Source organism: Haloactinospora alba, assembly GCF_006717075.1.
Taxonomy (GTDB): domain Bacteria; phylum Actinomycetota; class Actinomycetes; order Streptosporangiales; family Streptosporangiaceae; genus Haloactinospora; species Haloactinospora alba.
In genome coordinates this window covers 2961575-2979756 of the sequence record NZ_VFQC01000001.1, presented here as the reverse complement: position 1 = coordinate 2979756, position 18182 = coordinate 2961575, and the positions used below count along the sequence as shown (strand labels likewise).

Below are 18182 nucleotides of genomic sequence, written 5' to 3'. Positions count from 1 at the left end.
TCCGCAACACCGCGCGCGAGCGCCGGAGCTCCTGGCAGAAACGCTGACTCACAAGGGAGTGAGAACCAACCATGTCCGGGCAACCCGACGCCGTGCGAGACCATCTGCTGCGCGACGCTGTGACGCAGTGGAGTCCGTTCTCCGGAGAACCGTCCGAGGACCAGGAACGCGTCAAGCGGTTCCTCGCGCTGTACTACCACCGCGTCTCCCTCGACGAGCTCAAGGAGCGTACTCCGGACCAGATCTGCGGTGCGGCCCTGGCACACCGGGAGCTCGGCGAGTACCGCCCCCAGGGGCGCGCCAACGTGCGGGTGTACACCCCCACACCCGAGAACGAGGGGTGGGGCGTGGGCCGGTCCGTGGTGGAGATCGTCACCGACGACGCCCCCTTCCTGGTGGACTCGGTCACCATGGAGCTGCGCTCCCAGGACGTCGAGACCCACCTCGTGATCCACCCCCAGCTCCGCGTCGCACGCGACCTCTCCGGAAACCTGCTGGACATCGAGAACGGTGACGCCGGCACGGGCGTGCCGCCGCTCGCCGAGTCCTGGATGCACATCGAGATCGACCGGCAGACCGACCCGCAGCTGCTGGAACGGCTGGAGTCCGGGATCAACCGGGTGCTGGCCGACGTGCGCCAGGTCAACGAGGACAAGGAGAAGATGCGCTACCGGGCGCTCGAACTGGCCCGGGAGATCACCGCGCACTACGACGCGCTGGCCTCTGCCGGTGTGGACGCCCAGGAGATCGCCGAGAGCGACGAGTTCCTCCGCTGGGCCGCCGACGGCAACTTCCGGTTCCTGGGATTCCGGGAGTACAGCCTGGTGAACGAGGAGACCGCCGACACCCCGGCCGAACCCCGGCACGGGCAGGAACCCGCGCCGTTGGCGCTGCAGCCGCGTCTGGGGACCGGGCTGGGGCTGCTGCGCATGGACGCGGCCCCCTCCCAGAGCTTCGCGTCCCTCCCGGCCCAGGCCCGCGAGAAGGCGCGGGAACCCCACATCCTGGTCCTCACCAAGGCGAACTCCCGCTCCACGGTGCACCGTTCCCGGTACCTGGACTACATCGGCGTCAAGGACTTCGACGACGCCGGCAACGTGGTGGGAGAGCGCCGCTTCCTCGGGTTGTTCACCCACGAGGCCGCCACCACCAGCATCACCCAGATACCGATCCTGCACCGCAAGGAGAGCGAGGTCCTCGAACTGGCCGGGTTGGACCGGGACAGTTACGACGGCAAGGACCTGGTGGAGACCCTGGAGGACTTCCCCCGGGAGGAGCTGTTCCAGACCCCGGTCCCGGAGCTGTACGAGATCGGCATGGGGGTGCTGGGGCTGCGGGAACGCCGCGGCACCAAACTCTTCCTGCGCCGCGACCCCTACGGCCGCTACATGTCGTGCATGGTCTACATGCCGCGGGACCGCTACACCACCCAGGTGCGTCTGGAGATCCAGAACGTGCTGCAGGAGGCGTTCCACGGCGCCAGCATGGACCACAGCGTGATGGTGAGCTCCTCGCCGCTGGCCCAGCTCTACCTGGTGGTCCGGGCGCGGTCCGGACACGCGCTTCCCGACGTGGACCGCGCCGCGCTGGAGAGCGAGATCACGGCCGCCACCCGCTCGTGGGACGACGACTTCCGCGAGGCGCTGGAGGGCCGGTTCAGCGCCGACCGCTCCACCGAACTGGCCTCCTACCGGCACGTGCTTCCCGAGGGCTACAAGGTCGACACCCCGGCGGACTCGGCGGCGGAGGACGTCGCCCGGATCGACGCCCTCGAGGAGGGCGGTGTCGACGTCAACCTGTACTACTCCGACTCCGACCACCCGGACCGGTGGCGGTTCAAGCTCTACCACCGGGGGGAGCCGATCTCGCTGTCGCAGGTCCTCCCGCTGCTGGAGCACCTGGGGATGGAGGTGCGCTACGAACGTCCCTACGGGCTGACCATCCCCGAGCACGACGGGGACGAGTCCGCGCACGCCTGGATATACGACTTCGGACTCGCTCCCTCGGGCGGAGCGGCCGACATCCCCTCCGAACAGCTGAAAGTCCTGTTCGAGGACGCCTTCACGGCCCTGTGGCACCAACGCAGCGAGTCCGACGGGTTCAACGCGCTCGTGGTGCGCGCGGGACTGACCTGGCGCCAGCTCACCCTCCTGCGTGCCTACGCCAAGTACCTGCGGCAGGCGGGCCGCACCTTCAGCCCCGCCTACTTCGCCGACGTGCTCGTCGCGAACATGCGCATCGCGAACCTGCTGGTGCGACTGTTCGAGTCCTACTTCGACCCGGCGTACGAGGCGGGACGCGCCGAGCGTTCCGAGGCCATCGCGGAGGAGATCGACGGGGAGCTGGAACAGGTCGCCAGCCTGGACCACGACCGCATCCTGCGGTCCTTCCTCGCGGCGGTCCGGGCGACCCTGCGCACGAACTACTTCCAGAGCGACCCCGCCCGCGAGGACGGCGGCCCCAAGCCCTACCTCGTGTACAAGCTCGACCCGCAGCGCATCCCGGACCTGCCCGCGCCCCGTCCGCGTTACGAGATCTACGTCTACTCGCCCCGCACGGAGGGGGTGCACCTGCGGTTCGGCGCGGTCGCCCGCGGCGGGCTGCGCTGGTCCGACCGCCCCGAGGACTTCCGCACCGAGGTGCTGGGTCTGGTCAAGGCGCAGATGGTGAAGAACGCCGTGATCGTCCCCAGCGGGGCCAAGGGCGGTTTCGTGTGCAAGCGCCTGCCGTCGGGCGGGCGCGCGGAGGTCCAGGCCGAGGCGGTCGCGTGCTACCGGCAGTTCGTCAGCGGACTGCTGGACGTCACCGACAACCTCGTGGACGGGGAGGTCACGCACCCCGAGGAGATGGTCCGCTACGACGGGGAGGACTCCTACCTGGTGGTCGCGGCGGACAAGGGAACGGCGACGTTCTCCGACATCGCCAACGAGGTCGCCGTCGAGCGGGGATTCTGGTTGGGCGACGCGTTCGCCTCCGGCGGTTCGGTGGGCTACGACCACAAGGAGATGGGGATCACCGCCCGGGGCGCCTGGGAGTCGGTGAAGTACCACTTCCGCGAACTGGGGGTGGACGTCCAGAACGAGGAGTTCACGGTGGCCGGCATCGGCGACATGTCCGGCGACGTGTTCGGCAACGGCATGCTGCTCTCCCCGCACATCCGGCTTGTCGCCGCGTTCGACCACCGGCACGTCTTCCTGGACCCCGACCCCGACGCCGAACGCGGGTTCGCCGAACGGCAGCGGTTGTTCTCCCTTCCCCGCAGCACGTGGGCCGACTACGACGAGCGGCTGATCTCCGCGGGCGGCGGCGTGTACTCCCGCTCGGAGAAGGCGATCACCATCACCCCCCAGGTGCGCCGTGCCCTGGGCATCGACGAGGGGGTCACGTCCCTCACCCCGCTGGAGCTGATCCAGTACGTCCTCACCGCGCCGGTGGACCTGCTGTGGAACGGGGGGATCGGTACCTACGTCAAGGCCTCCACCGAGACCAACGCCGACGTGGGCGACAAGAGCAACGACCCCCTGCGGGTGGACGGCGCGGACCTGCGCTGCAAAGTGGTGGGTGAGGGCGGAAACCTGGGCGTGACCCAGCTCGGGCGGATCGAGTTCGCGCTCGCCGGCGGCAGGGTCAACGCCGACTTCATCGACAACTCCGCTGGTGTGGACACCTCCGACCACGAGGTGAACATCAAGATCCTGCTCGACCGCGAGGTCGCCGCCGGCCGGTTGACCAAGCGGGAACGCGACGACCTCTTCCTCGGGATGACCGAGGACGTGGCGGAACTCACCCTGGACAACAACTACGCCCAGAACGTCGCGTTGGCGGCCTCGCGCCACCAGGCCGGCGGCATGCTGCACGTCCACGCCCGCTACATGCGCAAACTCGAGCGCGCCGGGCAGCTGAAACGCAAACTGGAGTTCCTGCCGGACGACAAGGCGATCGCCTCCCGCCGCTCCAGCGGACACGGCCTCACCGGTCCGGAGTTCGCGACGCTGCTCGCCTACACCAAGATGACCCTCAAGGACGCGGTGGCCGAGTCCGACCTGCCGGCCGACCCCTACCTGCGGGACACGCTCACCGAGTACTTCCCCGCCGCGTTGCGGGAACGCTTCTCCGGCGCGATGGCCAACCACCCGCTCGCGCGCCAGATCATCACCAACCAGGTGGTGAACGAGATCGTGAACCGTTCCGGATCGACGTTCGTGTTCCGTCTCAACGAGGAGCTGGGCGCCGACTCGGCCGACATCGCCCGCGCCTACCTGGTGGTGCAGGACGTGTTCGGGCTGCCCACCTTCTGGCAGGACGTCGAGGAACTGGACCACCAGCTCAGCGTCGACACCCAGGTCACCATGCTGCTGGAGGCGCGCAAGCTCGCCGAGCGCTGCTCGCGTTGGCTGCTGCGCAACCGGACCTCACCGTTCGACCTCTCCGGTGAGATCGCGTTCTTCACCGAGGGTGTGGCCTCGATCGCGCCGCAGCTTCCCGAACTGCTGCAGGGCCGGGACCTGGCGGCGTTCACCAGCCGGCGGGACGGGTTCGAGGCCCGGGGGGTGCCCACGGAACTGGCGACGCGGGTGGCGGCGATGGTTCCGGCGTACTCCACGTTCGACCTGGTGGAGGTGGCCCACCGGACGGACCGGCCGCTGCGCCAGGTGGCTGAGGTCTACTTCGATCTCGCCGAGAACCTGCAGATCAGCCAGCTGAGGGAACGGATCATCGCCCTGCCGCGGGACGACCGCTGGAACACTATGGCGCGTTCGGCCCTGCGGGACGACCTCTACGCCTGCCACGCCGAGCTGACGGCCAACGTGCTGCTGTCCGGTGACGCCGGGGAGGCACCCGACCGGTTGCGCTCGCACTGGTTCGAACGCAACCGCGACGCCGTGGACCGCGCCGTCCAGACCCTCTCGGAGATCTGGGAGACGGAGCGGTTCGACCTGGCGACACTGTCGGTGGCGCTGCGTTCGGTGCGTTCGCTGGTGGCGTCCCGCGACCAGTGACCCCGAGCGTGCCGGCGGGTGCGGTGTCACCACCCGCCGGCACGGGCGGCGCGTTGGCCGTGGTGGGGTCGGCCCCGGTGGAGAACAGCGCGTCGCCCTTAGACTTGGGGCCGTGGCAGACCAAGAACCCGCAGAGAAAATCAAGGAACTCTCGTCCACGTTGGCGAGCGTCGAGGCCGTGCTGGACCTGGACGCCAAGCACACCGAGATAGCGGAGCTACGCGAGCGGTCTGCTGACCCTGAGCTGTGGAACGACCAGGAGAACGCGCAGAAGGTCACCCGCAGGCTCGCGCACCTGGAGTCCATGGTCTCCAAGGTGGAGAACCTCCGGCAGCGCATCGACGACCTCGGTGTGCTCTACGACCTCGCCGCGGCCGAGAGCGACAGCGAAACCCTCTCCGAGGCCGAACGCGAGCTCAAGAGCCTGCGTTCCGACATCGGCGACCTGGAGATCAGGACCCTGCTCAGCGGTCCCTACGACGAGCGCGAGGCACTGGTCAGCATCTACGCGCAGGCGGGCGGTATCGACGCGGCCGACTGGGCGCAGATGCTGCAGCGGATGTACCTGCGGTGGGCCGAGCGGCACGGTTACCCGACGGTGGTGTACGACACCTCCTACGCCGAGGAGGCCGGGATCAAGTCCACCACCTTCGCGGTCAAGGCGCAGTTCGCCTACGGGACGCTGCGCGGCGAGCACGGGGTCCACCGGTTGGTGCGGATCTCGCCGTTCGACAACCAGGGGCGGCGCCAGACCTCCTTCGCCGGCGTCGACGTGGTGCCGGTGGTGGAGCAGAGCGACCACATCGACATCGACGAGAACGAGCTGCGGATCGATGTCTACCGGTCCTCCGGTCCGGGTGGGCAGAGCGTGAACACGACCGACTCGGCGGTGCGTATCACCCACGTCCCGACCGGCATCGTCGTCTCCTGCCAGAACGAGAAGAGCCAGATCCAGAACCGCGCGACCGCCATGTCGGTGCTGCAGGCGCGTCTGCTGGAGCGCAAGCGCCGGGAGGAACAGGCCGAGATCGACGAGCTGCGCGGGGAGAGCGCGTCGAGCTGGGGGAGCCAGATGCGTAACTACGTCCTGCACCCGTACCAGACGGTGAAGGACGTGCGCACGCACATGGAGACCGGGAACACAGCGGCGGTGCTCGACGGCGAGATCGACGGTTTCATCGACGCCGAGATCCGGTGGTTGCGCAGCCAGGAGTAGTGGGCCGGGCGGTTCGCCCGAGATGCATGGTTATATATGTGAATGTTATCTTCGGTTATCTCTTCCGATACAATCGGTTGCGCTGCTACATCAGCAGCCGGGGCTGACCTGTCATAGGCGGCGGTCGCGCTCGGACTACCCCGTTCCCCCCAGAGTTATGCATGGGGTGTGTGCCGATCTGGACATTCCGGGTTACGATCGCCTCTACACTGTCGGTTGGCCCTGTGGCCGGTAGTGCCCCGAGCGGACACACGTGTCCGCCAGGGCTTCCCCAATCCTCGAGAACCTTGTGATGCGCCCGTGATTCACTTCGACAACGTCACCAAGGTCTACACGACCCAGAAACGTCCCGCCCTGGAGGAAGTCTCCGTGGACGTCGACAAGGGGGAGTTCGCCTTCCTCGTCGGTCCGTCGGGCTCGGGAAAGTCAACGATGCTGCGGCTCATCCTCAAGGAGGAGAAGCCGACCAGGGGCAACGTGCACATTGCGGGCAAGGATCTCGCGCGCCTGTCCAACTGGAAAGTGCCGCACCTGCGGCGCCGCATCGGTTGTGTCTTCCAGGACTTCCGGCTGCTGCCGAACAAGAACGTCTTCGAGAACGTCGCGTTCGCGCTGGAGGTCATCGGTAAGCCGCGCCGCTTCATCCGTAAGGTGGTGCCGGAGGTTATCGAGCTGGTCGGCCTGGAAGGCAAGGGCGACCGCATGCCCGACGAGCTTTCCGGCGGGGAGCAGCAGCGGGTCGCCATCGCCCGTGCGTTCGTGAACCGGCCACAGATCCTGCTGGCCGACGAGCCCACGGGAAACATCGACCCCGCCACGTCGATCGGTATCATGAAGGTGCTCGACCGAATCAACAGAACCGGAACGACCGTTGTCATGGCGACCCACGATGCCGCCATCGTCGATTCGATGCGCAAGCGCGTCGTCGAGCTCGAAGAGGGTGTGGTCGTGCGGGATCAGACGCGTGGCGTCTACGGTCAGGCGTACTGAGGGCTGTCGAGCTGTGCCCGCGGGTGCCAGCAGCGAGGCCAAGCCCCTGAGGATGGATCCTTAACAAATCATGCGAGCACAATTCGTAGCATCCGAGGTTTGGATCGGCCTGCGCCGGAACCTCACGATGACCGTCGCGGTGATCACCACGGTAGCCATCTCGCTCGCCCTGTTCGGCGGCGGATTGCTGATCAACAAGCAGGTCACCGAGATGCGCGACTACTGGAACGAGCGCGTCTCCCTGACGGTGTACATGTGTACCGACACGTCGCCCTCCAAGGCCTGTGAGGAGAGCGGGGCCGCGACCGACAAGCAGCGTTCCGCCATCGAGGAGGACCTCACCTCCTCGGACGCGGTGCGCAGCGTCGACTACGTGGACCAGGAAGAGGCCTGGCAGGACTTCAAGGACCGCTTCTCCAACGACGAGGCGCTCACCTCGGCCACCGAGAAGGGCGACATCCCGGACAACTTCCGGGTCCAGCTCACCGACCAGGGGAACTACGACCAGGTCAAGAACCTGGTGCAGGGCCGGGACGGCGTTGACACGGTCTCCGACGACCAGCAGGTCCTGGAACAGTTCTTCAACCTGCTCGAGGGACTCAAGTGGGCGGCGCTGATCGTCGCTTTCGTCCAGCTGGCCGCCGCCGCCCTGCTGATCGGGAACACGATCCGCCTGTCGGCCTACAGCCGCCGCCGGGAGACCGGCATCATGCGGCTCGTCGGCGCCTCGAACTTCTACATCCAGCTGCCCTTCCTGCTGGAGGGCGCCATATCGGGCCTGATCGGCGGTGTGATCGCCTCCGGGTTCATCGTGGCGACGAAGTTCTTCCTGCTGGACAAGATCCAGGGCTGGTTCTCCTTCGACGTCATGCTCGACATGGGCGCGGTATTCTACGTCATCGGTGTGTCGGTGATCGTGGGTGTCCTGCTGTGCACCGTCGCGTCGTTCCTGACGTTGCGGCGTTATCTGCGGGTATAAAACCACCCCGTCGGGAAGCGGCGTCACCACCGCGCGGTAGAGGAAGGGAGCCCAGTGCCGAAGGAAAAAGGGCGCACGCTGGTCGCACAGAACAAGCGGGCCCGGCACGATTACCACATCGACGCCACCTACGAGGCCGGCATCGTCCTGACCGGCACCGAGGTGAAGTCGCTGCGTGCCGGCCGGGCTTCCCTCATGGAGGGGTTCGCTCTGGTGAAGGACGGGGAGGTGTGGTTGCAGAACGTCCACATCCCCCAGTACACCCAGGGGACCTGGACCAACCACGCACCCCGCCGTCCGCGCAAGCTGCTGCTGCACAGCGACGAGATCGCCAAACTGATCGGAAAGACCCAGGAGGCCGGTCGGACCCTCGTCCCGCTGTCGCTGTACTTCAGTGACGGGAAGGCGAAGGTGGAGATCGCACTGGCCCGGGGCAAGCGCACCCACGACAAGCGCCGGGATATCGCCGAACGCGAGGCGAAACGCGACATCGAGCGTGCCCTTCGCCGCAGGCGCTGAGGGACGAGCGTTCCGGACAGCCCTCAGGTGCCGAACGGCGATGTGAAAGGATCACCACGGTGTCCCCCCGTCACTTCCGCCGGTGGTCAGCCGCCGGTTCCAGTCTCGTACTGGTGGCTGTACTCGCCGGATGCGCGACCAATCCCAGTCCCGAGGTCGCGGTGCGTACGTTCCTGCTGGACTGGCAGGCGGGAGCGTACGAGGCCGCCGCCAACCGGACCGACGGCGACCCGGAGGAGGTGGCCGCGGCACTGGAACGGGCGCACGCCCAGCTCGACCTGGCGGACCTGCAGTTCGGCCTGGGGCCGATCGACGCGCAGGGCGACACGGCGACGGCCGAGTTCGACGTCGAGGCCGACCTCGGGATCGGGGACCCGGTGTGGAACTACACCGGGAGCATGACCCTCAACGAGGGGCCCGACGGGTGGCGGATCGCCTGGTCGCCCGAGGTGATCCACCCCGACCTCGGGGAGGGCGAGCGGCTCGCGGTCAGCTACGACGTCCCGGACCGCGGCCAGATCAGGGACCGCAACGAACAACCGCTCGTCGCCGAGGACGAGGTCACGGCGTTCGGCGTGGTTCCCGCCGAGCTGGAGGACATGGAGGACGGTGTCTCCCGGCTCGCCGACCTTCTGGACGAGGACGCGCGTCCGCTGCTGAACCGGGTCCGTTCCGCGCCGCCGGAGAAGTTCCAACCGCTGATCCTCCTGCGGGACGAGGAGGTCACCTCCTCGGTGGAGAGCGACGCCACCGACATCCCCGGTGTCGAGACCAACGAGCTGGCGATGCGGTTGGAACCGAAGGCCGCGAAGTCCGTGGTCGGTGAGGTGGCCGGCACGGTCGAGCACAAGGTCTCCTCACGGGTGGCCGGCCCCTACCAGGCCGGCGACACGGTGGGGCTGAGCGGGCTGCAGAACGTCTACCAGCAGCACCTCGCCGGCAGCGCCACCACCGCGGTCGTCACCCTGGGAGAGGACGGAGAGCGCACCGACACGCTGCACTCCTGGGCGGGAACGGAAAGCAACTCCCTGGACACGACCCTGGACACGAACCTCCAGGAGGCCGCCACGGGCGCGATGGCTACCATGCCGGGCAAGGGGCAGCTGGTAGCGGTGGACGTCCGCAACGGCGAGGTCCTCGCCGCCGCCGGCAAACCCGACAACGTGGACAACACCGGGGCGTTGACCAGCGAGTACCGCCCCGGAGAGGCGTTCACCATCGTCTCCTCCGCCGCCGCCATCGAGTCCGGCGCGGCGGAGCCGGGCGACCAGGTCCCCTGCGACACGAGCACCGACGTGGGGGAGCGGACGTTCACCAACCCCAACGGCACCGAACTGTGGGGGGACCCGGACCTCACCGAGGACTTCGCCTACACCTGCACCACGGCGTTCGCCGGGCTGGGCCCGGAGGTGGGCGCCGACGCGCTGGAGTCGGCCGCCGAGGACTTCGGTATCGGCACCGCGTGGCGCCTGCCGGCACCGGCGTTCAACGGGTCGTTCACCACTCCCGACGGGGCCGGGGAGACGGCCGCCACCATGGTCGGGAAGGACGGCGTGCGGGTCAGCCCGCTCGCCATGGCGCTGGCGGCGGGTGCCGTCGCCGACGGCACCTGGCACCCGCCGAAGCTGAGCACCGGGGACGGCACCGGTGAGGACGAGCAGGGGGCCCAGCGCGACCTCGACGAGGACGCTGTCGCGGGAGTGCAGAAGATGATGCGTTCCGCGGTGACCGACGGCCAGGCGTCCCTCGCCGACGTCGGTGCGGACCCGGTACACGGCCAGGTGGCCAGCGTCGAACAGAAGGTGGGCGGCGAGGACACGGCGGTGCAGTGGTTCGTCGGTTACCAGGGGAACCTCGCGTTCGCCGTCACGGCCGAGGCGCCCCCGGAGCAGCAGTGGGACCAGTACGCCCTCACTTCGGGCGCCGAGTTCCTCCAGCGGATGCCGAACGGCTACAGCTCCCGGCTCTCCTCCGACCCTCCCGAAGCCGGCACCCCCGACGCCGGTCCTGACGACGGCGCGTCCGCCGGCGATGGGAACCCCCCGCGCTGAGACCCGGTCCGGAGCCGCCGCTGATCAGTGTTTTCTAGCGGCGCAGATCCCCGGCTTCAGCCGTGGGGTTAGCCGTTTCCCTCGAACACGTTTGCGATATAAAATTGTCCGCTGTGTAGTGTTTGTGTGTTCGCGACCCTGCGCTCCACCAGCAATGCCACCTTCCAGTGCGCCTTCCACGTGGTGTGGTGTGCCAAGTACCGGTGCCGCGTCCTCGACGGGCGTGTCGAGACACACCTGACGGAGATCGCGGCCGAGGTCGTCTCCGACAAGGAAGCGTGGCTGGTGGAGATGGAGGTCGATCCCCAGTTCGGGGTGCACCGGCTGGTCAAGGCCATCAAGGGGCGCCTCCCGGGCGTTGCGGGAGGAGTTCCCCGCGCTGAAGTCGCGGTTGCCGACCTTGTGGACCAACTCCTACGTCGTGGCCACCGTGGGTGGTGCGCTGTTGGAGCAGATCCGCGCCTACGTCGAGAACCAGAAGAACCGCTGAGAAGGGAGGTGTTCCATGCTGTCGGGGCGCAGGTACCGGCTTGAACTCACCACCGAACAGGAAGCCGCGTGCCAGGAGTTCGGTGATATCTGCCGGGCGGTGTGGAACACCGCCCTGGACCAGCGCCGCGTCTACGTCGACCGCTACACCCGGGGCCGCGGCGGGGAGTTCTGCGGATACCACCTCCAGGCCCGCGAGTTGGCCGAGGCCAAGACCGAAGAGACGTGGTTGAAGGCAGCGCCGTCGCACATCCTCCAGCAGACACTGAAGGACCTGGACGCCGCCTGCCGCACACACGGCACCTTCAAAGTGCGGTGGCGGGCCAAGCACCGGTGGAACCCCTCGTTCCGGTTCCCCGACGCCAAGCAGGTCGCCGTGGAGCGGTTGAACCGCAAACGGGGGCGGGTCAAGCTGCCCAAGCTCGGCTGGGTCGCTTTGCGCATGTCCCGCCCCATCGGCGGCACCATCCGCTCGGCGACCGTGTCCCGCAAGGGCGGCCACTGGTTCGTGTCGTGGCTGGTGGAAGACGGCCAGCGCACCCCCCGAGTCGCACCCGGGCGCCCCGGTCGGCGTCGACCGGGGCGTGAAAGTGGCGGCCACCACCAGCCACGGCGAGTTCCACGACCGGCAGTTCGCCACCACCGGCGAGAAGACCCGGTACTTGCGGCTCCAGCGCACACTGGCCCGGCAGAAGAAGAACTCGACCAACCGGATCACGACCCGCGCCGCGATGAACCGCATCACCACCCGGGCGGTGGACCGGCGCGCCGACTTCTGCGCCCAAACAGCCAGCCGGCTCGCCCGCGAACACGGCACCATCGTGCTGGAGGACCTGAACACCAGCGGCATGACCGCCTCCGCGCGCGGCACCACCGAAAAACCCGGCACGCGGGTGAGCCAGAAGGCGGGGCTGAATCGGGCCATCCTCGACAAGGGGTGGCACCGGCTGGAAACCGCGCTGCGCAACGCCGCCCGCTACACGGGCACCACCGTCACCAAGGTCAACCCGGCCTACACGTCCCAGACGTGCCACCAGTGCCAGCACACGGACCCGGCCTCCCGCGAGAGCCAAGCGGGTTTCCGGTGCACCCGGTGCGGACACTCCTGCCACGCCGACGTCAACGCCGCCATGAACATCCTTAGCGCCGCAGGGCATGCGGTGCCAGCCTGTGGAGACCTCGCCGATAGGCGGTCCGCGAAGCAGGAACCCGAGGGAACCCGCGAGGAAGTACCTCTCCAGCCAGCACTCCCGCTGGTGGGAATCCCCCGGCATTGGGCTTTAGCCGTGGGGAGGAAGTCAATTTTTCCGCGGCGGCTCAACCCTGCGCGGCGTTACACGCGTCTTCCCCTATGACTGGGTCCGTAAAGGGGGTTGCGGAGACCAGTCACAGGACAGGACCTCATCTCGGGGGAGGCCCTGTTTTCCGAGGTCGGCCTGACCCTGCCGACCGCCCTCGCGGGCAGCGTTGATGGCTCTGAATCCGCGCCCGCGGGGGATTCTTTACGTGGGGACCGGCACCGGTTCTCCCGTCGGACGGGAATGAACTTGGTGCTGTGGTTGTTATCGCGATACGGTGAGAGGTGCAGGAACACGGTTCCTGCTCGTGGGCCGCGGGTCCATTGACAATTGCACAGGGGGTGACTGGCTTCGACTTCGGTAGTCGTTCCAGGTGAAGCGGGCCGAGGGTTGCGTTTGTAACCTCGTAAATCCTGCATTCGCACTAAACACAAGTGCCAACTCTAAGCGCACTGAGGTTGCTCTCGCCGCCTAGGCGATAGCATCTCTGTCGGCGTGGGCTCGTCTCCGGCCCACTGTCCGGCACCGGTTAGGAGACTTACCGTACGGATCATGCCACGGGGTCCGTTCGGGACATTCACGTGGCTGGGCTCGTCAGCGACTTGTCCGCGAGAACGCTGGAGCCGAGCAGAACGCTGAGCGGACTGCGCCCGGAGAAGACCTGGGCCGGCACTGAAGGACGCGGGTTCGATTCCCGCCACCTCCACCAGAGATCAGGCCTCTGACCAGCTAGGGAACCTAGCGGTCAGGGGCCTTTTCATGTTCGGGACCCGTTCGGGTGCCCCGCGCTTGCTCGTCAAGTGGGTGCTGTTCGGGCCGCCCGAACGACCTCGCGCCAGCTCGGAACGCCCCGGTCGGGATCGTGCAGCACGGTCGTCGCGGGAACCGACCGCAGAACGGCGAGGCTTCTCGGGAAGGCCGGATGGTTGTACAGGGCGGTGTTTCCCTTCGGGACGACGACGGTGGGAACCTCCAGTCCGATCATCTCGCACAGCAGCGCCAGCGCCATGGTGTCGGCGAAACCGGCCGCCAGCTTGTTCGTCGAGTTGAAGCTGAGAGGACAGGCCACGACGCGGTCGGCCGGTTGGACGCGTTGGCCGGTGCCCGGTGTGCGGAACTCGGTGGCCGCCTCGGTTCCGGTGATCTCGGCGATCTCGGCGAGGTCGTGGAAACGCTCACCCATGGGGGTGGAGAAGGCGGTGACCGACCAGCCGTCGCCGCTGAGCATGCGGACGAGGTCGGCGGCGCTCTCCCCGGCGGTGGTGGCTCCGGACAGGACCAGGTGCAGGGTCGGGTTGTGCATGGGTGCCATTGTGCGGGTGTTCTCCCGGGCCTTGGGCGGGGCTCCTCCGGTCCGGTGCGGGGAGCGTCGCGCGGAGGGCCACCCGGAGCCGGTACTACGGTTGCCGGAGACCGACGACAAACGGACACCGGGCGCGGAGCCGGATCCCGCCCGGCCGATACCTGGAGAACAGCCTGTATGCCCACCACGATGGTCGAGATCCCGACGCCCGGCGGTACGGCCGACGCGTTCGCGGCGTTCCCGGACGACGGGGAGCGCCACCCGGCGGTACTCCTGTACATGGACGTCATCGGGCTGCGGCCGGTGCTGTACGGGATGGCGGAACAGCTCGCCGCGCACGGCTACTACGTGCTCGTCCCCAACGTCTTCCACCGGCACGGCGCCGCGCCGGTGGTCGAGATACCGGACCTGACGGTGGCCGAGAACCGCGAGCCGTTCTTCGGGCGTGTGATGCCCCTGTTGCGGGAGTTCACCGCGGAGCAGGCGGTCAGTGACGCCGGAGCCTACCTGGACTTCCTGGCCGCCCAACCGGAGGTGCGCCCCGGGCCGGTCGGGGTGGTGGGCTACTGCTTCGGGGGGATCCTGGCCGTGCGGACCGCGGCGGCCAACCCCGAGCGGGTGGCCGCCGTCGCGGCTTTCCACCCCGGCTCTCTGGCCACTGGCGACTCCGACAGTCCGCACCTGCTCGCCCCGAACCTGGCGGCCGAGTGCTACTTCGGCTTCCCGGAGGAGGACGACGCCATGCCCCCGGAGAGCGTGCAGCGGTTGCACAGCGCCCTGGACGCCGCCGGGGTCGCCTACGCCTCCGAGGTCTACCCGGACACGGTCCACGGTTTCACCATGTCCGACACGGCCGCCTTCAGCGCCTCCGGTCTCCAACGGCACTGGGACCGTCTGCTGCCGCTGCTGGAGCGCACACTCGCGACCGGCTGACCCGGCCACCGCGTCCGCCCCCGCCCCGGCGGTCGGAACGTCCCGCGCGCCAGCTCGCTCGCCGGGCGGGGAGAGAACGTTACACGAGTGCTTTCGCCGCCCGCTCGGCGTCGGCGGTGGTGGAGTACAGGTGGAACGCCAGCCTCGTCCGGCCACCGCGCTCGCTGGCGGCGACACCCGCCTCCTGCAGCCGCCGCGCGCCGTCGGGCGCGTCGACGGTGACGATCGCGGAGTCCCGGGGCGTGAGACCGAGGACCTCCAGGAACCGGTTGGCGACGGCGGTGTTGTGCGCGTGGACGCGGTCGACGCCGACCTCCAGCAGGACGCGCATCGACTCGGCGGCGACCACACCGGCGAACCAGTTGGGCGAGAGGTCGAACCGTGACGCCGCCTGCGCCAGCCGCATGTCGCTGGTGTACAGCGACGCCATCGGGTCCGCCGCCGCGCCGGGGCCCGCGTTCACCGCCCGTAGCAGCGGGCGTATCCGCGGCGAGAAGTACCCGTAGGCCAGGCCGCGCGGAGCCATCAGCCACTTGTAGGCCGAGCACACCAGCGCGTCGTAGTCCGTCGCGTCCACCGGTAGCCACCCCAGTGCCTGGGTGGCGTCGCCGACCACCAGGCAGCCGTGGTGCCGGGCCCGACGCAGGATCTCACCGCAGGGGGCGACCTCGCCGGTGGCGGACTGGACGATGCTGAACGCCACCAGCCACGTGTCCGCGTCGATCGCCCCGGCGAGTTCCTCGAGCGGGACGGGACGCACCTCGACCCCGCGTGTGGCCTGTGCCATCCAGGGGAAGACCGTGGAGGCGTAGTCCTCCTCGGGAACGAGGATCCGCGCGCCGTCCGGCGCCGAGGAGGCGACCGTCCCCAGCAGCTGCGCGGTGCTCGCGCCCTGGGCGACGTCCGTGGTCTCGGAACCGGTGAGTTCGGCGAAGCGGGCCCGGGCGGCCTCCGCCGTCGCGCTCCACCCGGCGGGGTCGGGGGAGCCGCGCTGCCAGTCGTGCAGCGCCGCGTCCAGCGCCGCTTGGGCGGGGCGCGGCGGCACGCCGACCTGTGCCGTGTTGAGCCACGTGGTGTCGAGGTCCCAGAGCTCGCGAGCCGTGTCGATGTCCATGATCGGGAGGATGCCAAAAAGCCGCACGCGGATGGACCCCGGCCCCCTGGGAGGCAGGGGGTGCGGGGCGCTACAGCGGACGGGTCCAGGCGCCCCCGTACATGACCCCGGCGACGTTCAGTTCCGGGTCCAGCAGCAGGAGGTCGGCGCGGTTGCCCGTGGCCAGTTCGCCAACCCTCTCCAGACCGAGCGCGCGGGCCGGGGTGGCGGTGGCGGAACGGGCCGCGGCCGCCAGACCGACACCGTCCTCCCCGGGCAGGGTGTGGACGGCGCGCCGGATCGCGTCGGGCAGCACGATGGTACTGCTGGCGATCGCACCGGTCTCGGCGACGGTCGCCTGGCCGTCGCGCACCAGGACCCGCAGTTTCCCGAGGGTGTACTCGCCGTCGCCGAGCCCGGTGGCGGCCATCGCGTCGGTGACCAGGGCGACGCGTTCGCTCCCGGCGGTGTCGAACACCAGGCGGGCCGCGCCCGGGTGGACGTGCACCCCGTCGTTGATCAGTTCCACCGTGACCCGCGGATCGTTGAGGGCCGCCGCGATCGGGCCGGGCTCGCGGTGGTGCAGCGGCCGCATCGCGTTGTACAGGTGGGTGGCCATGGTCGCGCCCGCGTCGAACGCGGCACGTGTCTGTTCGTAGTCGGCCTCGGTGTGGCCGACGGCGGCGACCACGCCCTCCGCCGTGGCGGCGCGGACGAGTTCCAGCGCGCCCGGGAGCTCCGGGGCGACGGTGATCATCCGGACGTGTCCCCGCCCGGCCTTCAGGATCTGGGAGAACTCGTCCACGTCGGGGTCGCGGAGCAGCTCCGGGTCGTGGGCCCCGCACTTGCTCGCCGCGATGTAGGGGCCCTCCAGGTAGATGCCGGCGAGATCGCCCGTGTCGCACAGTTCCGCCAGAGCCGCGACCTGGCGCAGGGTGTCCGCCGGGGAGGCCGCGACGAGGCCGCCGAGGAGGGTGGTGACGCCGTGGGAGCGGTTGTGCTCCACGATCCGCATCGCCGCCTGCGGGTCCGCGTCGCTGAACGCGGCGCCCGCACCGCCGTGCACGTGTACGTCCACGCCGCCCGGAAGCACCCACCGGCCGCCGACGTCGGTGGACGCTTCCCCACCGGGGGTCTCTCCCGTTCCCATCCCGGTGATGCGGTCGCCCGCGACCCGCAGCCAGCCGTTCCGGACTCCGTCGGGTGTGACCAGTCGTGCGTTCGTCAACGTCGTCATCAGTGGTGCGGGCGTGGCGCCTCGGCAGCAGCGCGTGCCGGGGGCGGAAGCGCCCTCCTCCTTTCGCCCGGGTGTCGGCGGACCCGCGTGCCGCGAGGGGCAGGCGGGGACTGTTCGCGTCCGGTTCGCAACGGTGTCGTCGGGTCATCACTGAAGTTACCGGACGCGCGGTCGGCGTGTGGTCGCCGGTGGGAGGAAGGCGGCCGTGTCACGGTGGCGCGGGGGCGTGACGCCGGTGGGAACGTTCCTCCGGTGGTGCGGTGTTCCGTGCCACACGGTCGGGGTTTCCTCCCGGTGCCGTGCCGGTCCGGCCGGGGCGGGGTCCCGGCGGCGTTGACGCCAGCGCCCGGGGCGCTCAATATGGGGAGCGTGTCTGTCGGTGAGCTGCTCGTCCAGCGCCTGCACGTCGATCTGAGGCAGCAGGCGAGCGCGCTGTGTCGTTCGTGACCCTCCCGCCGCGTGGTGGGAACCGCGTCACCCGAGGAAGCGACACACGCGGCGGCCGTCCGCCGCGTCCACCGGAAAGAGGGCACTTTGGTCAGTTTCGTCGTGCTCACCGCCGCGCCGCGCCCGCGTTCGCCCCTGCAACGCGCCGCCGCGCGCGCCGCTGACACGCTCGCCGCCCGCCTGGGAACGTCCACGGAGTCCCGGAGCGTCGATCTCGCCGACTTCGGACCGGCTCTGCTCGCCACCGACACCGGACGGGAGGTCGCGGCGGCGTTGGAGACCGTCCGCGACAGCGACGTCCTGCTGGTGGCGTCACCCCAGGTCCACGGCAGCTACACCGGCCTGTTGAAGGCGTTCGCGGACCTGCTCCCGGAACTGGGGCTGGGGCAGACGGTCGCGGTGCCGATGGTCTCGGTGGCAGACCCCCGCAACGGACGCAACACAGAGGAGGATGTGCGTGTTCTGCTGTCCGAGCTGGGGGCGTGGGTGGCCGAACCGGGCCTGGTCTTCTCCGGGGAGGAGCTCGCGCAGCCGCAACCGGTGATCGAGGCGTGGGCCGAGGCGGCCGTTCCGGAGCTGCGCGGGGCGTTGTCAGTGGAGGCCTGAACGGTGGTTCGTGGGGCGCTT

At 69.2% G+C, this 18182-nt stretch carries 12 protein-coding genes, 1 other RNA gene and 2 pseudogenes; 12 read left to right on the top strand and 3 right to left on the bottom strand.

Annotated elements, in window-relative coordinates; genetic code table 11:
- Nucleotides 1-71: 71 nt before the first annotated feature.
- From FHX37_RS13355 to ssrA, 10 genes and pseudogenes are all read left to right on the top strand, one after another.
- Nucleotides 72-5000, top strand: coding sequence for an NAD-glutamate dehydrogenase (locus FHX37_RS13355; protein WP_141924205.1), 4929 nt, complete (start codon nucleotides 72-74; stop codon nucleotides 4998-5000).
- Between the two features lie 112 nt (nucleotides 5001-5112).
- On the top strand, nucleotides 5113-6216 hold the full coding sequence (gene prfB, locus FHX37_RS13350) for a peptide chain release factor 2 (RefSeq protein ID WP_141924204.1): 1104 nt from the start codon (nucleotides 5113-5115) through the stop codon (nucleotides 6214-6216).
- A gap of 300 nt (nucleotides 6217-6516) precedes the next feature.
- Complete coding sequence (gene ftsE, locus FHX37_RS13345) at nucleotides 6517-7206, top strand: cell division ATP-binding protein FtsE (RefSeq protein ID WP_141924203.1); 690 nt, start codon at nucleotides 6517-6519, stop codon at nucleotides 7204-7206.
- A gap of 70 nt (nucleotides 7207-7276) precedes the next feature.
- Nucleotides 7277-8185: a permease-like cell division protein FtsX gene (ftsX, locus tag FHX37_RS13340; RefSeq protein ID WP_141924202.1), complete on the top strand. Its 909-nt coding sequence runs from the start codon at nucleotides 7277-7279 to the stop codon at nucleotides 8183-8185.
- A gap of 54 nt (nucleotides 8186-8239) precedes the next feature.
- Nucleotides 8240-8704 carry an SsrA-binding protein SmpB gene (gene smpB / locus FHX37_RS13335; protein WP_141924201.1) on the top strand — a complete coding sequence of 155 codons (465 nt, stop codon included), beginning with the start codon at nucleotides 8240-8242 and terminating at the stop codon, nucleotides 8702-8704.
- A 59-nt stretch (nucleotides 8705-8763) separates the two neighbouring features.
- A complete protein-coding gene (locus FHX37_RS13330; protein ID WP_141924200.1) occupies nucleotides 8764-10755 on the top strand; it encodes a penicillin-binding transpeptidase domain-containing protein in 1992 nt (663 codons plus the stop codon).
- A gap of 126 nt (nucleotides 10756-10881) precedes the next feature.
- Nucleotides 10882-11245 (top strand): annotated as a pseudogene (tnpA, locus tag FHX37_RS13325) (IS200/IS605 family transposase).
- A 15-nt stretch (nucleotides 11246-11260) separates the two neighbouring features.
- Nucleotides 11261-11323: pseudogene (locus FHX37_RS23615) on the top strand (hypothetical protein); the annotation flags it as partial.
- A 511-nt stretch (nucleotides 11324-11834) separates the two neighbouring features.
- Nucleotides 11835-12599, top strand: coding sequence for an RNA-guided endonuclease InsQ/TnpB family protein (locus FHX37_RS23610; RefSeq protein ID WP_246062281.1), 765 nt, complete (start codon nucleotides 11835-11837; stop codon nucleotides 12597-12599).
- A 280-nt stretch (nucleotides 12600-12879) separates the two neighbouring features.
- Nucleotides 12880-13251: a transfer-messenger RNA gene (ssrA, locus tag FHX37_RS13315) on the top strand.
- A gap of 87 nt (nucleotides 13252-13338) precedes the next feature.
- Here ssrA and FHX37_RS13310 read toward each other — a convergent pair.
- Entirely contained in the window at nucleotides 13339-13845 is a 507-nt protein-coding gene (locus tag FHX37_RS13310; RefSeq protein WP_141924199.1) for a flavoprotein, read from the bottom strand.
- 177 nt (nucleotides 13846-14022) lie between these two features.
- Here FHX37_RS13310 and FHX37_RS13305 point away from each other — a divergent pair, with 177 nt between their 5' ends.
- Nucleotides 14023-14778, top strand: a complete 756-nt coding sequence (locus tag FHX37_RS13305) for a dienelactone hydrolase family protein (RefSeq protein ID WP_141924198.1) — start codon at nucleotides 14023-14025, stop codon at nucleotides 14776-14778.
- 79 nt (nucleotides 14779-14857) lie between these two features.
- On the opposite strand, the gene FHX37_RS13300 is transcribed toward FHX37_RS13305, so the two are convergent.
- Nucleotides 14858-15892, bottom strand: coding sequence for an aminotransferase class V-fold PLP-dependent enzyme (locus FHX37_RS13300; protein WP_141924197.1), 1035 nt, complete (start codon nucleotides 15890-15892; stop codon nucleotides 14858-14860).
- A 70-nt stretch (nucleotides 15893-15962) separates the two neighbouring features.
- Complete coding sequence (gene nagA / locus FHX37_RS13295; protein ID WP_141924196.1) at nucleotides 15963-17108, bottom strand: N-acetylglucosamine-6-phosphate deacetylase; 1146 nt, start codon at nucleotides 17106-17108, stop codon at nucleotides 15963-15965.
- Nucleotides 17109-17642: 534 nt separating this feature from the next.
- On the opposite strand from nagA, the gene FHX37_RS13285 reads away from it, so the two are divergent.
- Nucleotides 17643-18161 carry an NADPH-dependent FMN reductase gene (locus FHX37_RS13285; protein ID WP_141924195.1) on the top strand — a complete coding sequence of 173 codons (519 nt, stop codon included), beginning with the start codon at nucleotides 17643-17645 and terminating at the stop codon, nucleotides 18159-18161.
- Nucleotides 18162-18182 lie beyond the last annotated feature (21 nt).

What these genes read in the sequence shown, in the direction of transcription:
- nagA (WP_141924196.1), bottom strand. Translation starts at nt 17,108, where the DNA reads ATGACGACGTTGACGAACGCACGACTGGTCACACCCGACGGAGTCCGG.
- FHX37_RS13300 (WP_141924197.1), bottom strand. Translation starts at nt 15,892, where the DNA reads ATGGACATCGACACGGCTCGCGAGCTCTGGGACCTCGACACCACGTGG.
- ftsX (WP_141924202.1), top strand. Translation starts at nt 7,277, where the DNA reads ATGCGAGCACAATTCGTAGCATCCGAGGTTTGGATCGGCCTGCGCCGG.
- FHX37_RS13355 (WP_141924205.1), top strand. Translation starts at nt 72, where the DNA reads ATGTCCGGGCAACCCGACGCCGTGCGAGACCATCTGCTGCGCGACGCT.
- FHX37_RS13310 (WP_141924199.1), bottom strand. Translation starts at nt 13,845, where the DNA reads ATGCACAACCCGACCCTGCACCTGGTCCTGTCCGGAGCCACCACCGCC.
- FHX37_RS13305 (WP_141924198.1), top strand. Translation starts at nt 14,023, where the DNA reads ATGCCCACCACGATGGTCGAGATCCCGACGCCCGGCGGTACGGCCGAC.